Consider the following 14,413-nt stretch of genomic DNA (forward strand, 5'->3'; position numbering starts at 1 on the left):
GCTCGGCGCCGCCGAAGTGGTTACGGGCCAGAATGTTTCCGTGCGCGACATCGCGAGGGCCGACCCGGACGCGGTGGTGGTGGCCACCGGTGGACGCATCGCGATTCCGCCCGTTCCCGGCGCCGACCTCCCACACGTGCGCACCAGGCCCGCCTTGTGCGAGCTCGCTGGCGGTTCGCCACAACGGCTGCTACGCCCCGGCGCGGTCCGGCTCGCCACCCGCGCCTGGATGCCGCTCGGCCGGCGAGTCGCCATCGTCGGCGGAGATTTGGTCGCGCTCGAACTGGCCGAATTCCTCGCGGCCCGTGGCCGTCTCGTGTCCGTACTCGAGGCGGGCGGGGACGTCGCGCCGGAGGTGGGCAACAAGCGCAAGACCGAGCACATGGACCGCCTCGACCGGCTGGGCGTCGCCGTGCACGTCCGGGCCGTCACCGAGCGCATCACGCCCGAGGCGGTGGTCTTCACCCCTCATGGGGGCGCCAGCCGGCGACTGCACCGGGGCCGGGCTCATCCGTAAAGCCACCGAGGACGGCGCGCGCGCCGCGTGCGCGATCTAGAGACAGGAGAAGACATGACGCAAACCGAGCATTCCCAGGCCTCCCCGGCGCTGACAGCGTCGCAAAACTCGTGGCGCTGCGTGCAAGCGCACGACCGCGAGGGCTGGCTGGCACTGATGGCCGACGACGTCGTCATCGAGGACCCGATCGGCAAATCCGTCACCAACCCCGACGGAACGGGAGTCCGCGGGAAGGCGGCGGTCGGCGGGTTCTTTGACAGCAACATCGCCGCCAACCAGCTCACCATCACCCGCGAAGAAACCTTCCCGTCCAGTGACCCCAACGAGATCGCGCATGTCCTGGTCCTGGACAGCAAGTTTGAGGGCGGCATCACCAGCAAGGTGCGCGGCGTGTTCACCTACAAGGTCAACGAGGCCGGGCTCATCACCAACATGCGCGGGTACTGGAACCTCGACATGATGAAGTTCGGCCAGGAATAGACGTTCCGTCGGCGGCGGCTTGTCGCCGAGATCGCGGTCCCGGTCGGCGCGGGACGGCGACCGCAGCCTTCCGGGCAATTTCGCCAAACCTATGCTGGGCCCATGGCTTCGATCTTCACCAAGATCATCAACCGCGAACTTCCCGGACGCTTCGTCTACGAGGACGACGACATCGTCGCCTTCCTGACGATCGAGCCGATGACCCAGGGCCACACGCTGGTGGTGCCCCGGGCCGAGATCGATCAGTGGCAGGACGTCGACGGGGCGACCTTCGCCCGCGTCATGGGCGTGAGCCAGCTGATCGGTAAGGCCGTGTGCAAGGCGTTCCGCACCGAGCGGGCCGGCATGATCATCGCCGGGCTGGAGGTTCCGCACCTCCACGTGCACGTGTTCCCCACCCGCAGCCTGAGCGACTTCGGCTTCGCCTCCGTCGATCGCAACCCTTCCCCGCAGTCCCTCGACGAGGCGCAGGCGAAGATCAAGGCGGCCCTGGCTCAGCTGGCGTGAACCGGCTCGGGCGCGGACACATCGCTCACCCGCGGCAGCGTGACCCGGAAACAGCACCCCTCCCCGGGTGAGGTCGTCAGCGTGACCACCCCGCCGTGCGCGCGCACCAAAGAGTCGACGATGGACAGACCCAGGCCGGTGCCGCCGCTGGCCCGCGCCCGCGACGAGTCGGTGCGGTAAAACCGCTCGAAGACCCGCGACGCGTCCTGCTCGCTCATGCCGGGGCCTCTGTCCGCCACTTCGAGGACCGCGTCATCGCCCTCGGTGCCCACCCGCACGGTGACGTCCGCCGTCGACGGCGTGTGTTGCAGGGCGTTCGCGATCAGATTGCTCAGCACCTGCCGGATTCGTGGTTCGTCCCCAACCACCTCCGGGGTGCCCGGGCCGTCGAGGACCTTCAGCGTGATGCGGCGCCTCGGGTCCACGGCCTGCGCGTCGTGCACGGCGTCGCTGGCCAGGGCCAGCAGGTCGACGCGGTGGTGTTCGAGCGGTCGCTGCACGTCCAGGCGGGCCAACAGCAACAGGTCGTCGACCAGCAGGCCCATCCGGCTGGCTTCGCTCTCGATCCGCGATAGCAGCATGGCCACGTCGCGGGCGGCGCCCTGCCGATACAGCTCGGCGAAGCCGCGGATCGACGTCAGCGGGGTGCGCAGCTCGTGGCTGGCGTCGGTGATGAACCGCCGCATCCGCTCCTCGGAACTGCGGGCCTTCTCGGCCGACGACTCGGAGGAGGCCAGCGCCTGCTGAATCTGCGTCAGCATCCCGTTGATCGCCAGCGACAGCCGGCCGACCTCGGTCCGGGGGTCGCGCTCGGGAACGCGGCGATCGCGCTGGCCGCCGGCGATCGCGGCGGCGGTCTGTTCGACTTCGGCGAGCGGTCGCAGGCTGCGGTGCACCACCACGAAGCTGGCGATCCCCACTAAGGCCAGTACCGCCACCCCGATGCCGATCTGCAGCCAGACCAGGGAGTCGACGGTGTGCTGGACGTCGGACAGGTCGATGGCGACGGTCGTCAGGCCGTTGGGCCCGCGCACCGACACGGCCCGCCACTGGATGTCGGAGCCGTTGACCGAGGGCAGCGTCGTCGGATTGGAGCCCACGTCGTTGTCAGGTGGCAGCGCCGGCTCGGCGTTGCGGTCGTTGATGGCGGTGAACGGGGTGCCGTCAGCGCCGATGCCCCGCACGTAGAACTTGGACGGCGGGCGGCCCGGGTCGGGCCCTTCGTACGGCGGCGCGGATTGCCGCCGCGGGGCCTGTGCCCAGCCGCGGGACGCGTCAAGCAGCGTCTGGTCGATCCGGCTGATCAGGCTGTGCCGCAAGATGGACGTGACCGCGAGGCCCGAAACGGCGAGGCCGCACGCCACCAACACCAGCGTGGCGGCAACCAGGCCCACTCGTAGTGGAATTCCGCGCCGATATCGTCTGGCCATCCCAGTATCCTTCGTCAACCGTCGTCACCTCGCCGAGCACCGAGCTTGCGCTCAGCGCGGCTCACGCAGCACATAACCCACACCGCGCAGGGTGTGCAGGAGCCGCTTCTCGCCGGTGTCGATCTTGCGCCGCAGGTAGGACACGTAGGACTCGACGACATTGACATCACCGCCGAAGTCATAGCGCCAGACGTGGTCGAGGATCTTCGGTTTGCTCAGCACCGTGCCCGCGTTGATCACGAAGTAGCGCAGCAGGGTGAATTCGGTGGGCGACAGCGACACCGGCTCCCCGGCCTTCCACACCTCGTGGGTCTCCTCGTCCAGCTCGATGTCGGCGAAGGTCAGGCGGGCGTTGCGCGGCTCGGCCACGCCCTTGCCGGCGCGACGCAGGATGACCCGCAGCCGGGCGACCACCTCTTCCAGGCTGAATGGCTTGGTGACGTAGTCGTCGCCGCCGAGGGTCAGGCCGGCGATCTTGTCCTGCAGCGAGTCGCGGGCGGTCAAGAAGAGCGCCGGCGCGTCGATGCCGTCGGCGCGCAGCCGTCGCAGCACCCCGAAGCCGTCCATTCCGGGCATCATCACGTCAAGGATCACGGCGTCGGGCCGTGCCTCACGGGCGCGGTCCAGCGCCTGGGCGCCGTTGGTCGCGGTGTAGACCTCGAACCCCTGGAACTTCAGGCTCACCGAGAGCAGCTCGACGATGTTGGCCTCGTCGTCGACCACCAGGACTCGGGCCTCCGGCTTGGTTTCATTTGATGATGTCGCCGCTGTCATGAGGGTCACTTCTGTCCTTGCTGTATGTGTCCTTGTCGAAAATTGTGCACTTCCTGGGAGCGCGGTACCAGTCGTCTGCTAACAGTCTGCCAGGAATCGTGGCATTGGCTTTGATTCGTACGCGTTTATGGGGTCGAGTCGTGGATAAACTCGGCAGGGTGAATCTCGCCAAGAGCATCGTGTCCGCGGCGACCGCTCCCGCACGGGTGGGCCTGGCGGCGGCGGACGCGAGCCTGGCCGTAGCGACTGCGGCGGTCGGCGTGGCGAAGCGGGCGCTCGGGGACGGCGGGGCGGGCGGAACGAATGCCATGACATCCATGTTGGGCATCGACGACGCGATCGTTCGCGCCAACCGCCTGGCCAGGCTGCTCGATGATGACGCGCCCCTGGGGCGCGCCGTGGCGCCCGAGGGGCCGATCGACCGGCTGCTGCGTCCGGGCGGCGTGGTCGACCTCCTCACGTCCGAGGACGGCTTGCTCGACCGGCTGACCGCGGAAGGCGGCGGCCTGCACCGCGCGCTGCAGCCCGGCGGGCTGGCCGATCAGCTCCTCGCCGAGGAAGGGCTGATCGAGCGACTGCTGGGCGAGAACGGGCTGGCCGACCGGCTGCTCAGCGAGGGCGGCTTGGTGGACAAACTGACCGCCAAGAACGGTCCGCTGGACCAGCTCACCGATGTCGCGGACACGCTGGCCCGGCTGACGCCCGGGATGGAGGCGCTGGAACCGGCGATCGCCACCCTGCAGGACGCGGTCATCGGACTCACGATGGTGGTCAACCCGCTCAGCAACATCGCCGACCGCATCCCGATCCCGGGCCGCCGCCCCGGACGGCGGCCGGTGTCGCGGACGGTGCGCTCGCAGCGCGTGATCGACAGCGACGAGTGAGCCATTAGGCTTGGACGCGGTTTACCCGCCTCCTTAGCTCAGTGGTAGAGCACTCGCCTTGTAAGCGAGCGGTCGTCAGTTCAATCCTGACAGGGGGCTCAGCGCAATAGGCTCGCGCACTGTCTTGTCACGAGCCCGAGGCACGATGCAAAGACAAGCCCACCCTCCATGCGATAAGGGACACCGCTGTCAGCAACACCCCGTAGTGCAGCGCCGAGGGCCACCAAGGTTGGGTCGGCTCCCCGTGAGCGTCCGAGACCGGGATCGCGCTCGGGGGCAGGGGACTCGGCGGAACGACCCGTGGCGTCCACAGCGGCACCGCGGTCGCCGGTAGGGGCGACGTTATCGGAATACGACGTTGCGGCGCCAACGACAGGACTCCCGCGCGGCCTCCGCAGGACGCCCCAGAGCCGGCGGCGTATGGAGCCGTCTGTGCCCCAACGGGTGTGGCGGCTACCACCGCAAACGACGCGAGAGCTGTGGCGGTTACCGCCGCGATCCCGACTGCTTTCATCCCAATGCCTTCCGTGGCCTTCGTGACGGGCGAAAGCGACGATGGAATCAGACCTGCACGAGCGAAATGGGCTGTCCCCGTTGTACACCGGGACGTCGCGGGTTCAACGAGCACAGGATTATTGATGCGCGCAGCGTCAAGCCGGCTGCGCGCAGACGCAAGAATTGTGCTCGCCGGTCAGCGCGCAGCATCGATCGCGGATGAACCACTGATTAAGAAACGCGCCTCGAGCATCGCCAAGAACGCCCACGTCGCGGCGCCGGATTGGACCCCGGCGTGGGGAAGGTGGGAGGTGACGCGGCCTCAAGAGCGTGCCTCAGCAGGTGTTGCTCACCCATCTCATGGGTGTCCCGGCAGGCCTTGCAGGTTTCCCTCGATGTCCCGCAGGTCCCCCTGGATTCCTCGCAGTTTTCCCTCAATGGCCTGAAGGTCCGAGAGGGTGTCCTGATAGACCGGCTGCATGTTGTCCACGGCCGCGGGTTGAGATTGAGGGCAATACGAGGCGATTGCGCCCGCGGTGACGTTGGCGCTTTGATTGGCGTCCCATATCGACGATTGCTGAACGAATCCGACCGCATCGGCGAAATTGGGCCGCCGCGCAAGGAAGTCACAGACCGCGTGCCCTTGGGTCGTCACGTACTCCTGGCTGGGGACCGGTACGCCTTCGTGCTTCAGCGCCGCGATGAACGCCGTGTCGACAATGTCGGTCCGTGGCACGGGCACCGTCGGCGCAATGGGACTCGGTGCCGGCGCGGCCGACGGCGGGCTTTTGGTTTCCGTCGGCTGAGCGGGTGAATCGTGGTGGCGCCCCGTGAACATCACCAGCACCGCGGCTGCGACAGCCACCAGAGATAGCGGCAACGCCGCGAAGAGGCCGAAGCGCCACAGCCCCGCGCGGCGCCGGCGAGCCGCCTTCTTGCGCTGCGAGCGGGAGGTCGCGCCGACCGGGCTCTCGCGCGCGGTCACCACGTCGATGTCCGACGCTCCCGCGCTGTGCGCCAAGAGCTCGTCGAGTAGTCGGTCAACCTCGGTGGACGACGGCTGACCGCCCTGCGCACGGATCGACTGACGCCCACGAGCAATGCGCCGCAATTCTGCGTCGATGGTCTCGCGGTCGCGCATATCAACCAGTTTGCGAGCGTCGCGACGTTGTCACAAGTCCGGGGCCACAAGTCCGGGCCATGCCGCCGCCGAGCTGAGCAACTTCACAGCGTCGGACATCCGCCACACCGGAAGTGGGTAAACAAGCGCAGTAGCGTCGGGCGCTTCGGGTGGACAGATCACGGTCGAAAGGCGGCATCGGATGGTTCGTCACGAAGGGGGCCGGTGGGACGTCGGCTCCGAAGGCAACGCGGTTTACCTCGAGCGGATCTCGGAGGACGACGAGCAATTGTTCGACGATTTGTTGTCGCCCGAGGAGGCCCGCGGGCTGGCGGGGTTACTGAGCAAGTACGCCGACAAGGCCGAGGACTTCGATGACTCGGACGAAGCGGTGGCCGACGGGGACTAAGCGTCGCCGGGGCGCCGGTCCTTCTTGCGCGTGAGAAACGCGCGCATGTGCTGTTGCGGCTCGCCCGTGAGGAAGGCGAGGCCGAACTGCTCGACGCTGTCTTCGATCGCCGCGTGAACCGTCATGTCGAACCACTTGTTCAGCAGGCGCTTCTGCTGTCGCACCACCTGAGGCCCGAACCCGGTGAACTTCGCACCCAACTCGGCGATGCGCCGGTCGAGCGCGTCGGGTGCGACCACCTCGTGCACCAGGCCCCAGTCGGCCGCCGTGCCGGCGTCGATGGTTTCGCCCGTCATCAACAACCAGCCCGCGTGCGAAGCCCCGATCAGCGCCGGCATGAGAGCCGAGTGAATCACCGAGGGAATTCCCATGGCCACTTCCGGCATTCCGAACTTCGCGCCGGACTCGGCGATTCGCAGGTCACACGACATCGCGACTTCCAGTCCCCCGCCCAGGCACCACCCCGCCAACCGGGCGATCACCGGGACCGGGCACGCGCGAATCGCCTCGCAGAAGCCGGCCAGTCGACGGATGAACACCTCCGCGGTGGACCGATCGAGGGCCACCATCTCGTTGATGTCGACGCCCCCGATGAACGCCCGCTCGCCGGTCCCGCGCAGCACGACGGCCCGGATGTCGGGGTCCTGGCCGACGTTGCGGAACGCCTCCGCCAGTTCGGCGATGGCGTCTGCGCCGATGATGTTGAGGGGCTTGGAGTTGGTCAGCTCGATGGTGACCGTGCCGCCGTCGCGGCCAAGCCGGACGAACCTTGACTCCATCGTTCAGTCGCTCCTCGGTCGCTACCCGGTCACGCGAACCGGGCGCGGCGGAAGATTAGCACCCCCTCGGCCGCGGCCTTCCCAGCTTCGGCAACGCAAACGCCGTCAGTAGAGCGGGACCCACACCCCGAAGAACCAGTAACCCCAGCCCCCGTACTGCCAGTTGAAGACCGGGAACACCGTGAAGGTGTCGTAGTTGAACGGGCCGTAGTCCGCGCGGGCAAGCGCGACGTCGCGCGGCGACCCCGCCCACGGGCGGTTCCATCCCCCGGGAGGCGGCGGACCGTCCCACCCGCCCTGGGGTGGCGGCCCGATCCAGTGCGGCGGCGGGTGGCCGGGGGCCGGCCCGTCGTTCCAGCCGAAGCCCCGCGGCTGCGGCGGGGGCGGCGCGCCGCGACCCACGATGCTGAACTGGACCGACGCGTTGCCCAGGTCACCGGGACCGCCGATCTGCGCGCTGGCCGTGACCAGGTTCTCCCGCGGCACGTACGCCGGGTGTGGCGGCTGGGTGCTCGGCGGGTTGAGCGCCGGGCGGAATTCCCTGTTCGACGGCGAGGTGCTCGGGCCTTGCGCAGGCTGCGTCGTCTGGGCGCTCGGCGGAGTGGTCTGCAAGCCGGGCTGGGTGGTCTGCGTGCTCGGAGTGCTGGGGGCCTGGCCCGGCGTGCTGGGCGTGCTCGGGGCCTCGCTGGCCGTGCTCGGGGTGGTCGGGGCCTGACTCTGCGGGCTGGGCGTGCTGTGCGCCTGACTCGGGGTGGTTGGCGCCTTGGACTGGGGCGCCTGGGTCTGTGTACTCGGCGCCTCGTGCGTCTGCGGCGGGCTCTGCGGCCCACCGGCGGGTCCGCCGCCGGACCCGCCGCCCGGGTTGCCGTTGCCGCCGCCCCCGCCACCGCCGCCGTGGCAATTCGGGCATGGGGGCGGTGGGTCCATGGGGGCCGAACTCGCGAGCCCCGGGTCCAGCGTCATCGCCGAGACGCCGACACCGATCGCAACCGCCGCAGCGCTGACGACACGTTTCATTGACGCACGTTGCGTTGACATCAGTGGGTCCCCTCCCGGGTATCGAGCCCGCACTACGGGCAGGTCACGTCCAGCTCGAATGACTTCGTCACCGTCTGGGGCTGATTGGGGTTGCTCATATCGACACCCGTCGCGGTGCCCTTGATCGCGTACGCCTTGCCGTTGACGGCCGCTCCGGCGTTGCTGCCCTGGTTCGGCGCGGCGTCGGAGAAACCGAGCGTGACGCCGTTGACGCTGCCCAGCCCGACCGAGTGAACGATCGGTGGATTGTCGCTGCTGACCACCGCGCCGAGCCCGGCGGTCGCGTCCCCGATACCGATGGTGGTGTTGCCGTTGGCCGTGTTGCAGGTGACCTGGCCGCTGATGTTCTGGTTCTGCCCGTCGACGATCAGCTGTGGGCCGGTCGCCTGCGGCGCCGAGCTCGACGCGCCGTTGTTCGACTTGTTGCTGGAACAGCCGACGCAGGCGGCGGCCACCACCGCCATGCCCGCCACGCCGACCACGATCCCACGCTTCACTAGATGTCTCCTTCGAGTCTCTGGCGCTCGTCGGGACCGCCCGAATTCCGGCGGCTCCCAGGGGCCCTCGCACGGGCGCTCACAGCGCCGCAGCGGCGAATACCCACACCGTAGACTTGCAAAACTAAGCGTTCGGCCGCCGAGGGGGCGCCGGCGTCACGGTAGGACGCGCAGGCCCCACTTGCCGAGCAGCGGGTGGACGAGCGTGAAGTAGGTAGTGTTGTCGTCGCCGTCCGGCGAAGACATCAGAATCCCGACGGCGCTGACGGTGCCGTCGGAATTCTTCACGTAACCGGGGCTGCCGCTATCACCGTTGAGGCTGAAGACGCTCGCTTCGACCACGCCGCCCTGGATGTCGGTGATCGCCCCGCAGGTCTCGCCGGTGATCGCACCCACCTTGCAAAAGGGCATACCCACACGAAGTTGGGAGGCACTCAACACGTCGCGGACAGTCTGGCCGCCCACATCGCCCACGGGCGCACCGACAGTCGGGGCCAGCCGGATGATGGCCGCGTCCCGCTTGTCGCCATCCTTCTCGCTTGCGCTGATCTTCCCGAGCGGCAAGTCGTCGCCATAGGTCCACTCGGAACCGTCGTGCGCGTCGCAGTGCCCGCTGGTCATCAGGTAGTAGCTGCCGTCGCTGCCTTGGGCCGCGAACCCTGATGTGCACCTGCTGGTTTCGGCATCGACCTGGATGCCCGGCGACGGCGGCGTCGCCGCCCGTGCCGCGCCGGCGGATACCGTCGCGGTCAACGTCGCGGCAACAACCACGCCCACGCCGCGCCACCACGATTTGACCACGCCATCCTCCTCCACTCGTGCCGGGCTGCATGATTACAACCGAAGACCTTCTAGTTAGCAAGGCGAGCGAAAACGGGTCACAGCCGCCAAGCGGCGGCCTTGGCAGGCTCGTCCGGCCGGGCGGTGTCCGATCGGCGGAGTTGCTCGCCCAGCGGGGAAGTCGACGGGAGCGGGGCCGTTCCAAGGATCCCCCAAGGATCCGCCAAGAGCGGACGCGGATCCTCTGCCCATGTTTCTGACCAGCGCCGGTGACGCCGAGCCCTGTCCCGCGGCAGAGGTTTCCGCCGCCCGGTCCGGCAGCCTCGATGCCAGGCTCGCCCTCGTTGCCTTGGCGTGCACACTGTTGCCCGCGCTGGTCACGCTCGACGCCACGATCGCCAATGTGGCGCAACGAACCTTCGTCGACCAGTTCTCGTCGACTCCGGCCGTCGTCGCGTGGACCGTAACGGGCTACAGCCTGGCGTTGGCGGCGGCGATCCCGATAACCGGCTGGGCCGCCGGCAGGGTCGGCACCAAAGTTCTCGCCCTGGGATCGGTGGCCTTGTTCTCCTGGGCGTCGTTGCTGTGCGCACAGGCGCCCAGCGTTGCCCTCATGGTCACGTTTCGCGTGCTTCAGGGGTTTGCCGGGGGAACGCTGGTGCCGCTGCAGCTGGCCATCCTTGCGCATGCGGCCGGCCCGCGACGCATGGGCCGAGTGCTGCCCATCAGCACGGTTCCGGCCCTGCTGACCCCGATCTATGGGCCAATGCTCGGTGGCTGGCTCATCGGCTCGTTCGGCTGGCAAGCGGTCTTCCTGATCAACGTCCCGATCGGATTGCTGACCCTGATAGTCGCGGGATTCGTTCTGCCCGAGAATGTTCCGGCTCCCGAGAAGGGGCTTGACGGCGTCGGCTTCCTGTTGCTGTCGCCCGGTCTGGCGCTGTTCCTGTACGGCGTGTCCCAGCTTCCGGAACACCGCGCCTTCGCCGAAGCGCACGTGCCGGCCGCCGCCGGCGTGCTGCTGATCGGCGCATTCGTCGTACGCGCCCTGCGCCGCCCCGAGGGCGCGCTGATCGACCTGCGGTTGCTCAAACATCGGGACGTGGCGGCCGCAAACGCCGTCAGGTTCTTGTTCGCCATCGCATTCTTCGGGAGCTGCCTGATTCTTCCCGGCTATTTCCAGCAGGTGCTGTGGAAGACGCCACTGCAGGCCGGGATGCTGCTCGTGCCGCAAACGCTGGGTGCCGCCGCGGTCAGGCCGATCGTGGGCCGTCTGACGCAACGGTACGGTGCGCGCCGCGTCGTGCTGACGGGAATCGCGCTCGGCGCAGCGGGCCTCACGGCGTTCGTCTGTGGGATCAGGGGAGACATCGGAAAGCTGATGGCGGGGCTCGCATTGCTCGGCATCGGCAGCGGCTGCGTGGCGACCCCGGTTTCCCGGTCGGCGGTGCAAACGTTGCCCGACCGCCGAATCGGCGACGGGACAACGTTGTTCAACGTCAACCATCACGTCGCGGCGTGCGTCGGGGCCGCGTTGATGTCGGTGATCCTGACCGACGGCGCCACGCACGCCACCGCCGACATCTCGCGGGCCTACGGGGGCGCGTTCCTGGTTGCGCTGGCATTGCTCGCGGCGGCCGCGGTCCCGGCGTCATTCCTGCCGCGCGGGGCCGACGGCCGTCGCGCGCGATGAATCAGTTCTGCCTGGTAGCAGCCGACTCCGCCTTGAGCTTGAGGTAATTGCGAATCCGAAACCGGGCGAATTCCCGCTGACGCCGCGGGGAGAGCTGCCCGCCCGCCGCCGCCGCGTCGATGACCTCGGGTTCGACGGCCCCACACGTTTCCCCGTGCACGCGCAGCGTGGCGCGGCCTGCCGCGAGCACGTTTCGCAGCCAATCCACCTGTGTGCCATACGGAAGAGGGATGATGAAGCCGTCGCCAACACGTTCGATCACCACCGGGGTGCTATACGGCTTGCCAGAGTTCCGGCCGGTGTGTTCAATAACCCCGGCGTACCAATACTTTTGGCCGGCCAGCAGCATCATGATGGGGTTCGTTACATGCTTGTTGAACACCCGAAGCGTGTCGAGGGCCATGCTGGGCTCCTTGGATCCGATGCGTCGCTTTCGACCAACACGGTAGGCCCGGCACCGGACGGGTTCCTAGGGCCTTTGGACCCCAGCGGGGCCTGCTTCGAAATAGGCAGGGCGCCAAGCGATCCCGCGGGGACATCGATCGAAGTCAGTCGGCGCCCACGTGGCGGACCAGGAAATCGAGGACCGCTTCGGCGAAGATGTCGTTGCGGTCGCCGGCGACCATATGCCCGGCGCCGCGCACATCGGTGAACTCGACCTGCGGGAACCGTTCGAGGAATTCGTCGGCGCGGTCCTGGCTGACCAAGTCGCTCATCTGGCCCCGAACCAGGAGCATCGGCGCGCCGCCCGCCAGGATGGCCTCGACAGCCGCATGCATCCGATCGGGATCGGTGACCTCAAACGGCGGAAACGCGGCTGTGCCACTGATGAATTGGGGATCCCAATGCCAGTACCAGCGATCGCCGCGGCGCCGCAGGTTAGCAGTCAGGCCCGCCAGGTCGGTCGGGCGTGGCCGGTGCGGGTTGTACTCGGCGATCGCGTCCGCGACCTCGTCGAGCGAGCCGAAACCCGACTCCACCCGGTCGGCCATGAAGGCGTGTACCCGGTGCGCTCCCGACTGGTCCATGTTCGGCACGATGTCGACCAGCACGACCGCGCTCGCGATCCCCGCCGAGATCTCGCCCGCCAGCAACATCGACGTGAATCCCCCGAGCGAGGCACCCACGAGCACTGGGCGCGGTGGCAGATTGCGCAGCACTTCAAGGACATCGGCGGCGAAGCTGACGACGCGATAGTCGCCGTCGGCCGACCAGTCCGATTCGCCGTGACCGCGCAGATCGATGGTGACGGCCTGCCAACCGCGCTGGGCCACCGCGGCGGCCGCCTTGCCCCAGGAGCGGCGAGTCTGCCCGCCGCCGTGCAGGAAGACCACCGGCCGCGCCGTAGGGTCGCCCAGGCGGTCAGCGACGATGCGTACGCCGCCGGGGCCCTGGATAGAGAACGGTTCCGCTGCCCTCGTCATCACGTGATACTAATTCGCCCGGACTCGCGGCCCGCGCCCGCTCAGCAAATGCGGAGGCGCCGCGCCGCGCCGCGCGTCAACTCACTGCGGTGGGGCGCCATCCCCGTGCTCACCGCGCCACAATTTGGCGAACCGCCGGGCAACTCCGCCCAGTCGGCCTTGCTGGAATCCCTTGAGTCGGCTCAGGGTCTGTTGCCCCTCGGCGGCGTAGTCGTTGACGGTTTCGTCGCCCTCTTCAGCGCGCATGCCTGTCCCCCGTATCTGCTGGGTTGCTTCGTTGTGCCCGCTCCGGCTGCGGAAAGCCGCTCCAGCCGTCACCGCCGCCGACGGGCTCAAACTTGCCTACCCGAGCCGTCGAGATCCGAAACCGCGGCGGGATTCCGCCCGTCCGCAGTGCTCACGACACCCGCTGTTTGCTGGCCTTGACCGGCGCAGTGCTCGGCGGCGACTTCCACAGACTGCCGCCGACGCTGCCCCGGGCGGTGCGCGCCGCCACCAGGAGCCACGTGAAGAGCAGACCGGCATAAGCGATCGCGGCGGCGGCCCTGAACGCCGGCAGATGGGTATGCCCGGCGAGCTGTGCCGTCCCCGTGACGAAGGTGCCGACCGGGAAGGTGAGGCTCCACCACGTCAGCGCGAACGGCATGCCGCGTCGCAACGTGCGCACCGTGAGGGACGTCGCCAGCGCGATCCACAGCACGGCAAACCCCCATACCGGGACCCCATAGACGATCGCGAAGGCGTTCATGTCCTCGGCGACCGCCTGGTCGACGGCAAGGCCGGCGGTGGCACCCAGGAGCCCGGCCGCGGTGATGGATTGCCCGAGCGGGCCCAACACGATCCACAGGGTGGGCACCCGAGCGGAGCCGGAGGTGCCGTACAGGACGAGGCGGCTCCAGATCATCGCGATGATGTTCAGCGAGGCCACCAGCGACAACCCGAACATCGCGTAGCAGCCGTACAGCATGGTTTGCCGCCCGACGCCGGCTGCCATGTGTGGCAGCAGCAGCGCCCCCGTCGCCGCCGACACCATCGGCGGGACCACCGGCATCAGCCAGCCCCCGAACGCCGCGTCGGGCTCGACGTCGTGCTGCGTAAACATCAGGAACGGAATGCTGACGGCTGTGAAGAGGCCGCCCAGCGTGCCGGCGGTCCACAGCACCCAGTCCAGGTCGACGGCGGCGCGCTCGCCGAGCAGGTCGCCGCCGACCAGCACCGCTCCCCCGCCGACGGTCATCAGCGCCATGGGCGCCGCGCCGTAGAAGTGCGCCATCTGCGGGTTACGCGCGTGGCTCCGCGCGGCGGTGGGGTGGCGCAGCCAGTGGCCGCCGACCAGGACGATCAGGACGATCAGCAGCACGGCGGCGACCACCCACACCACCTCGGCGAACGCCCGCAAACCCACCACGTGGACGGGCAGGGTGGCACCGGCGGTGGCGACGATCCCGGTCCCCATCACCGAGGCGAACCAGTTGGGCCCGATGTTGCCGAGAACCTCTACCCGCGTCAGCGGCGGCGGGACGCCCTGCGGCGTTGCGGTGGCCATAGCAGGAAACCTACTGCGCGGAGGCGGCGGGATGCGCGGC

The 14,413-nt window shown here is 68.6% G+C and carries 17 protein-coding genes and 1 tRNA gene; 7 read left to right on the plus strand and 11 right to left on the minus strand.

The window, feature by feature from the left end; translation table 11 throughout:
• The first annotated feature begins 40 nt into the window (after positions 1-40).
• The 3 genes from SKC42_RS01645 (at position 41) to SKC42_RS01655 (ending at position 1,504) form a co-directional block, all read left to right on the plus strand.
• Complete coding sequence (locus SKC42_RS01645; RefSeq protein WP_330962567.1) at positions 41-517, plus strand: FAD-dependent oxidoreductase; 477 nt, start codon at positions 41-43, stop codon at positions 515-517.
• Between the two features lie 54 nt (positions 518-571).
• Positions 572-997, plus strand: a complete 426-nt coding sequence (locus SKC42_RS01650) for a ketosteroid isomerase family protein (protein ID WP_330962568.1) — start codon at positions 572-574, stop codon at positions 995-997.
• A 102-nt stretch (positions 998-1,099) separates the two neighbouring features.
• Positions 1,100-1,504, plus strand: a complete 405-nt coding sequence (locus tag SKC42_RS01655; protein WP_330962569.1) for an HIT family protein — start codon at positions 1,100-1,102, stop codon at positions 1,502-1,504.
• Here the strand turns inward: SKC42_RS01655 and SKC42_RS01660 are convergent.
• On the minus strand, positions 1,492-2,934 hold the full coding sequence (locus SKC42_RS01660) for a sensor histidine kinase (RefSeq protein WP_330962570.1): 1,443 nt from the start codon (positions 2,932-2,934) through the stop codon (positions 1,492-1,494). The genes SKC42_RS01655 and SKC42_RS01660 overlap by 13 nt on opposite strands.
• Positions 2,935-2,985: 51 nt before the next feature.
• Positions 2,986-3,708 (minus strand): two-component system response regulator PhoP, encoded by a 723-nt coding sequence (phoP, locus tag SKC42_RS01665; protein WP_330962648.1) that lies wholly within the window; start codon positions 3,706-3,708, stop codon positions 2,986-2,988.
• 158 nt (positions 3,709-3,866) lie between these two features.
• On the opposite strand from phoP, the gene SKC42_RS01670 reads away from it, so the two are divergent.
• A complete protein-coding gene (locus tag SKC42_RS01670) occupies positions 3,867-4,592 on the plus strand; it encodes a hypothetical protein (RefSeq protein WP_330962571.1) in 726 nt (241 codons plus the stop codon).
• Positions 4,593-4,619: 27 nt separating this feature from the next.
• Positions 4,620-4,691, plus strand: a tRNA-Thr gene (locus SKC42_RS01675).
• Between the two features lie 754 nt (positions 4,692-5,445).
• On the opposite strand, the gene SKC42_RS01680 is transcribed toward SKC42_RS01675, so the two are convergent.
• Complete coding sequence (locus SKC42_RS01680) at positions 5,446-6,228, minus strand: DUF732 domain-containing protein (RefSeq protein ID WP_330962572.1); 783 nt, start codon at positions 6,226-6,228, stop codon at positions 5,446-5,448.
• Between the two features lie 181 nt (positions 6,229-6,409).
• On the opposite strand from SKC42_RS01680, the gene SKC42_RS01685 reads away from it, so the two are divergent.
• Positions 6,410-6,616, plus strand: a complete 207-nt coding sequence (locus SKC42_RS01685) for a hypothetical protein (protein WP_330962573.1) — start codon at positions 6,410-6,412, stop codon at positions 6,614-6,616.
• On the opposite strand, the gene SKC42_RS01690 is transcribed toward SKC42_RS01685, so the two are convergent.
• The 4 genes from SKC42_RS01690 to SKC42_RS01705 all read right to left on the minus strand — a co-directional run bounded on the left by SKC42_RS01690 (position 6,613) and on the right by SKC42_RS01705 (position 9,731).
• A complete protein-coding gene (locus SKC42_RS01690) occupies positions 6,613-7,395 on the minus strand; it encodes an enoyl-CoA hydratase (protein ID WP_330962574.1) in 783 nt (260 codons plus the stop codon). The genes SKC42_RS01685 and SKC42_RS01690 overlap by 4 nt on opposite strands.
• 105 nt (positions 7,396-7,500) lie before the next feature.
• Positions 7,501-8,412: an MAP_0585 family protein gene (locus tag SKC42_RS01695; protein WP_330962575.1), complete on the minus strand. Its 912-nt coding sequence runs from the start codon at positions 8,410-8,412 to the stop codon at positions 7,501-7,503.
• A gap of 53 nt (positions 8,413-8,465) precedes the next feature.
• On the minus strand, positions 8,466-8,930 hold the full coding sequence (locus tag SKC42_RS01700) for a lipoprotein LpqH (protein ID WP_330962576.1): 465 nt from the start codon (positions 8,928-8,930) through the stop codon (positions 8,466-8,468).
• 156 nt (positions 8,931-9,086) lie between these two features.
• Positions 9,087-9,731, minus strand: a complete 645-nt coding sequence (locus SKC42_RS01705) for a S1 family peptidase (RefSeq protein WP_330962577.1) — start codon at positions 9,729-9,731, stop codon at positions 9,087-9,089.
• 229 nt (positions 9,732-9,960) lie between these two features.
• Here SKC42_RS01705 and SKC42_RS01710 point away from each other — a divergent pair, with 229 nt between their 5' ends.
• Positions 9,961-11,403: a DHA2 family efflux MFS transporter permease subunit gene (locus tag SKC42_RS01710; protein ID WP_330962578.1), complete on the plus strand. Its 1,443-nt coding sequence runs from the start codon at positions 9,961-9,963 to the stop codon at positions 11,401-11,403.
• A gap of 1 nt (position 11,404) precedes the next feature.
• Here SKC42_RS01710 and SKC42_RS01715 read toward each other — a convergent pair whose 3' ends face one another.
• The 4 genes from SKC42_RS01715 to SKC42_RS01730 form a co-directional block, all read right to left on the minus strand.
• A complete protein-coding gene (locus tag SKC42_RS01715) occupies positions 11,405-11,806 on the minus strand; it encodes a nitroreductase family deazaflavin-dependent oxidoreductase (RefSeq protein ID WP_330962579.1) in 402 nt (133 codons plus the stop codon).
• A gap of 145 nt (positions 11,807-11,951) precedes the next feature.
• Positions 11,952-12,827 (minus strand): alpha/beta fold hydrolase, encoded by an 876-nt coding sequence (locus SKC42_RS01720; RefSeq protein ID WP_330962580.1) that lies wholly within the window; start codon positions 12,825-12,827, stop codon positions 11,952-11,954.
• Between the two features lie 81 nt (positions 12,828-12,908).
• On the minus strand, positions 12,909-13,073 hold the full coding sequence (locus SKC42_RS01725) for a hypothetical protein (RefSeq protein WP_330962581.1): 165 nt from the start codon (positions 13,071-13,073) through the stop codon (positions 12,909-12,911).
• 151 nt (positions 13,074-13,224) lie between these two features.
• Entirely contained in the window at positions 13,225-14,373 is a 1,149-nt protein-coding gene (locus tag SKC42_RS01730) for a TDT family transporter (protein WP_330962582.1), read from the minus strand.
• Between the last annotated feature and the right edge of the window lie 40 nt (positions 14,374-14,413).

This window comes from Mycobacterium sp. 050134 (genome assembly GCF_036409085.1).
Lineage (GTDB): Bacteria > Actinomycetota > Actinomycetes > Mycobacteriales > Mycobacteriaceae > Mycobacterium.

What these genes read in the sequence shown, in the direction of transcription:
- SKC42_RS01710 (WP_330962578.1), top strand. Translation starts at nt 9,961, where the DNA reads ATGTTTCTGACCAGCGCCGGTGACGCCGAGCCCTGTCCCGCGGCAGAG.
- SKC42_RS01685 (WP_330962573.1), top strand. Translation starts at nt 6,410, where the DNA reads ATGGTTCGTCACGAAGGGGGCCGGTGGGACGTCGGCTCCGAAGGCAAC.
- SKC42_RS01655 (WP_330962569.1), top strand. Translation starts at nt 1,100, where the DNA reads ATGGCTTCGATCTTCACCAAGATCATCAACCGCGAACTTCCCGGACGC.
- phoP (WP_330962648.1), bottom strand. Translation starts at nt 3,708, where the DNA reads ATGACAGCGGCGACATCATCAAATGAAACCAAGCCGGAGGCCCGAGTC.
- SKC42_RS01660 (WP_330962570.1), bottom strand. Translation starts at nt 2,934, where the DNA reads ATGGCCAGACGATATCGGCGCGGAATTCCACTACGAGTGGGCCTGGTT.
- SKC42_RS01725 (WP_330962581.1), bottom strand. Translation starts at nt 13,073, where the DNA reads ATGCGCGCTGAAGAGGGCGACGAAACCGTCAACGACTACGCCGCCGAG.
- SKC42_RS01690 (WP_330962574.1), bottom strand. Translation starts at nt 7,395, where the DNA reads ATGGAGTCAAGGTTCGTCCGGCTTGGCCGCGACGGCGGCACGGTCACC.
- SKC42_RS01680 (WP_330962572.1), bottom strand. Translation starts at nt 6,228, where the DNA reads ATGCGCGACCGCGAGACCATCGACGCAGAATTGCGGCGCATTGCTCGT.
- SKC42_RS01715 (WP_330962579.1), bottom strand. Translation starts at nt 11,806, where the DNA reads ATGGCCCTCGACACGCTTCGGGTGTTCAACAAGCATGTAACGAACCCC.
- SKC42_RS01720 (WP_330962580.1), bottom strand. Translation starts at nt 12,827, where the DNA reads ATGACGAGGGCAGCGGAACCGTTCTCTATCCAGGGCCCCGGCGGCGTA.
- SKC42_RS01650 (WP_330962568.1), top strand. Translation starts at nt 572, where the DNA reads ATGACGCAAACCGAGCATTCCCAGGCCTCCCCGGCGCTGACAGCGTCG.
- SKC42_RS01695 (WP_330962575.1), bottom strand. Translation starts at nt 8,412, where the DNA reads ATGAAACGTGTCGTCAGCGCTGCGGCGGTTGCGATCGGTGTCGGCGTC.
- SKC42_RS01730 (WP_330962582.1), bottom strand. Translation starts at nt 14,373, where the DNA reads ATGGCCACCGCAACGCCGCAGGGCGTCCCGCCGCCGCTGACGCGGGTA.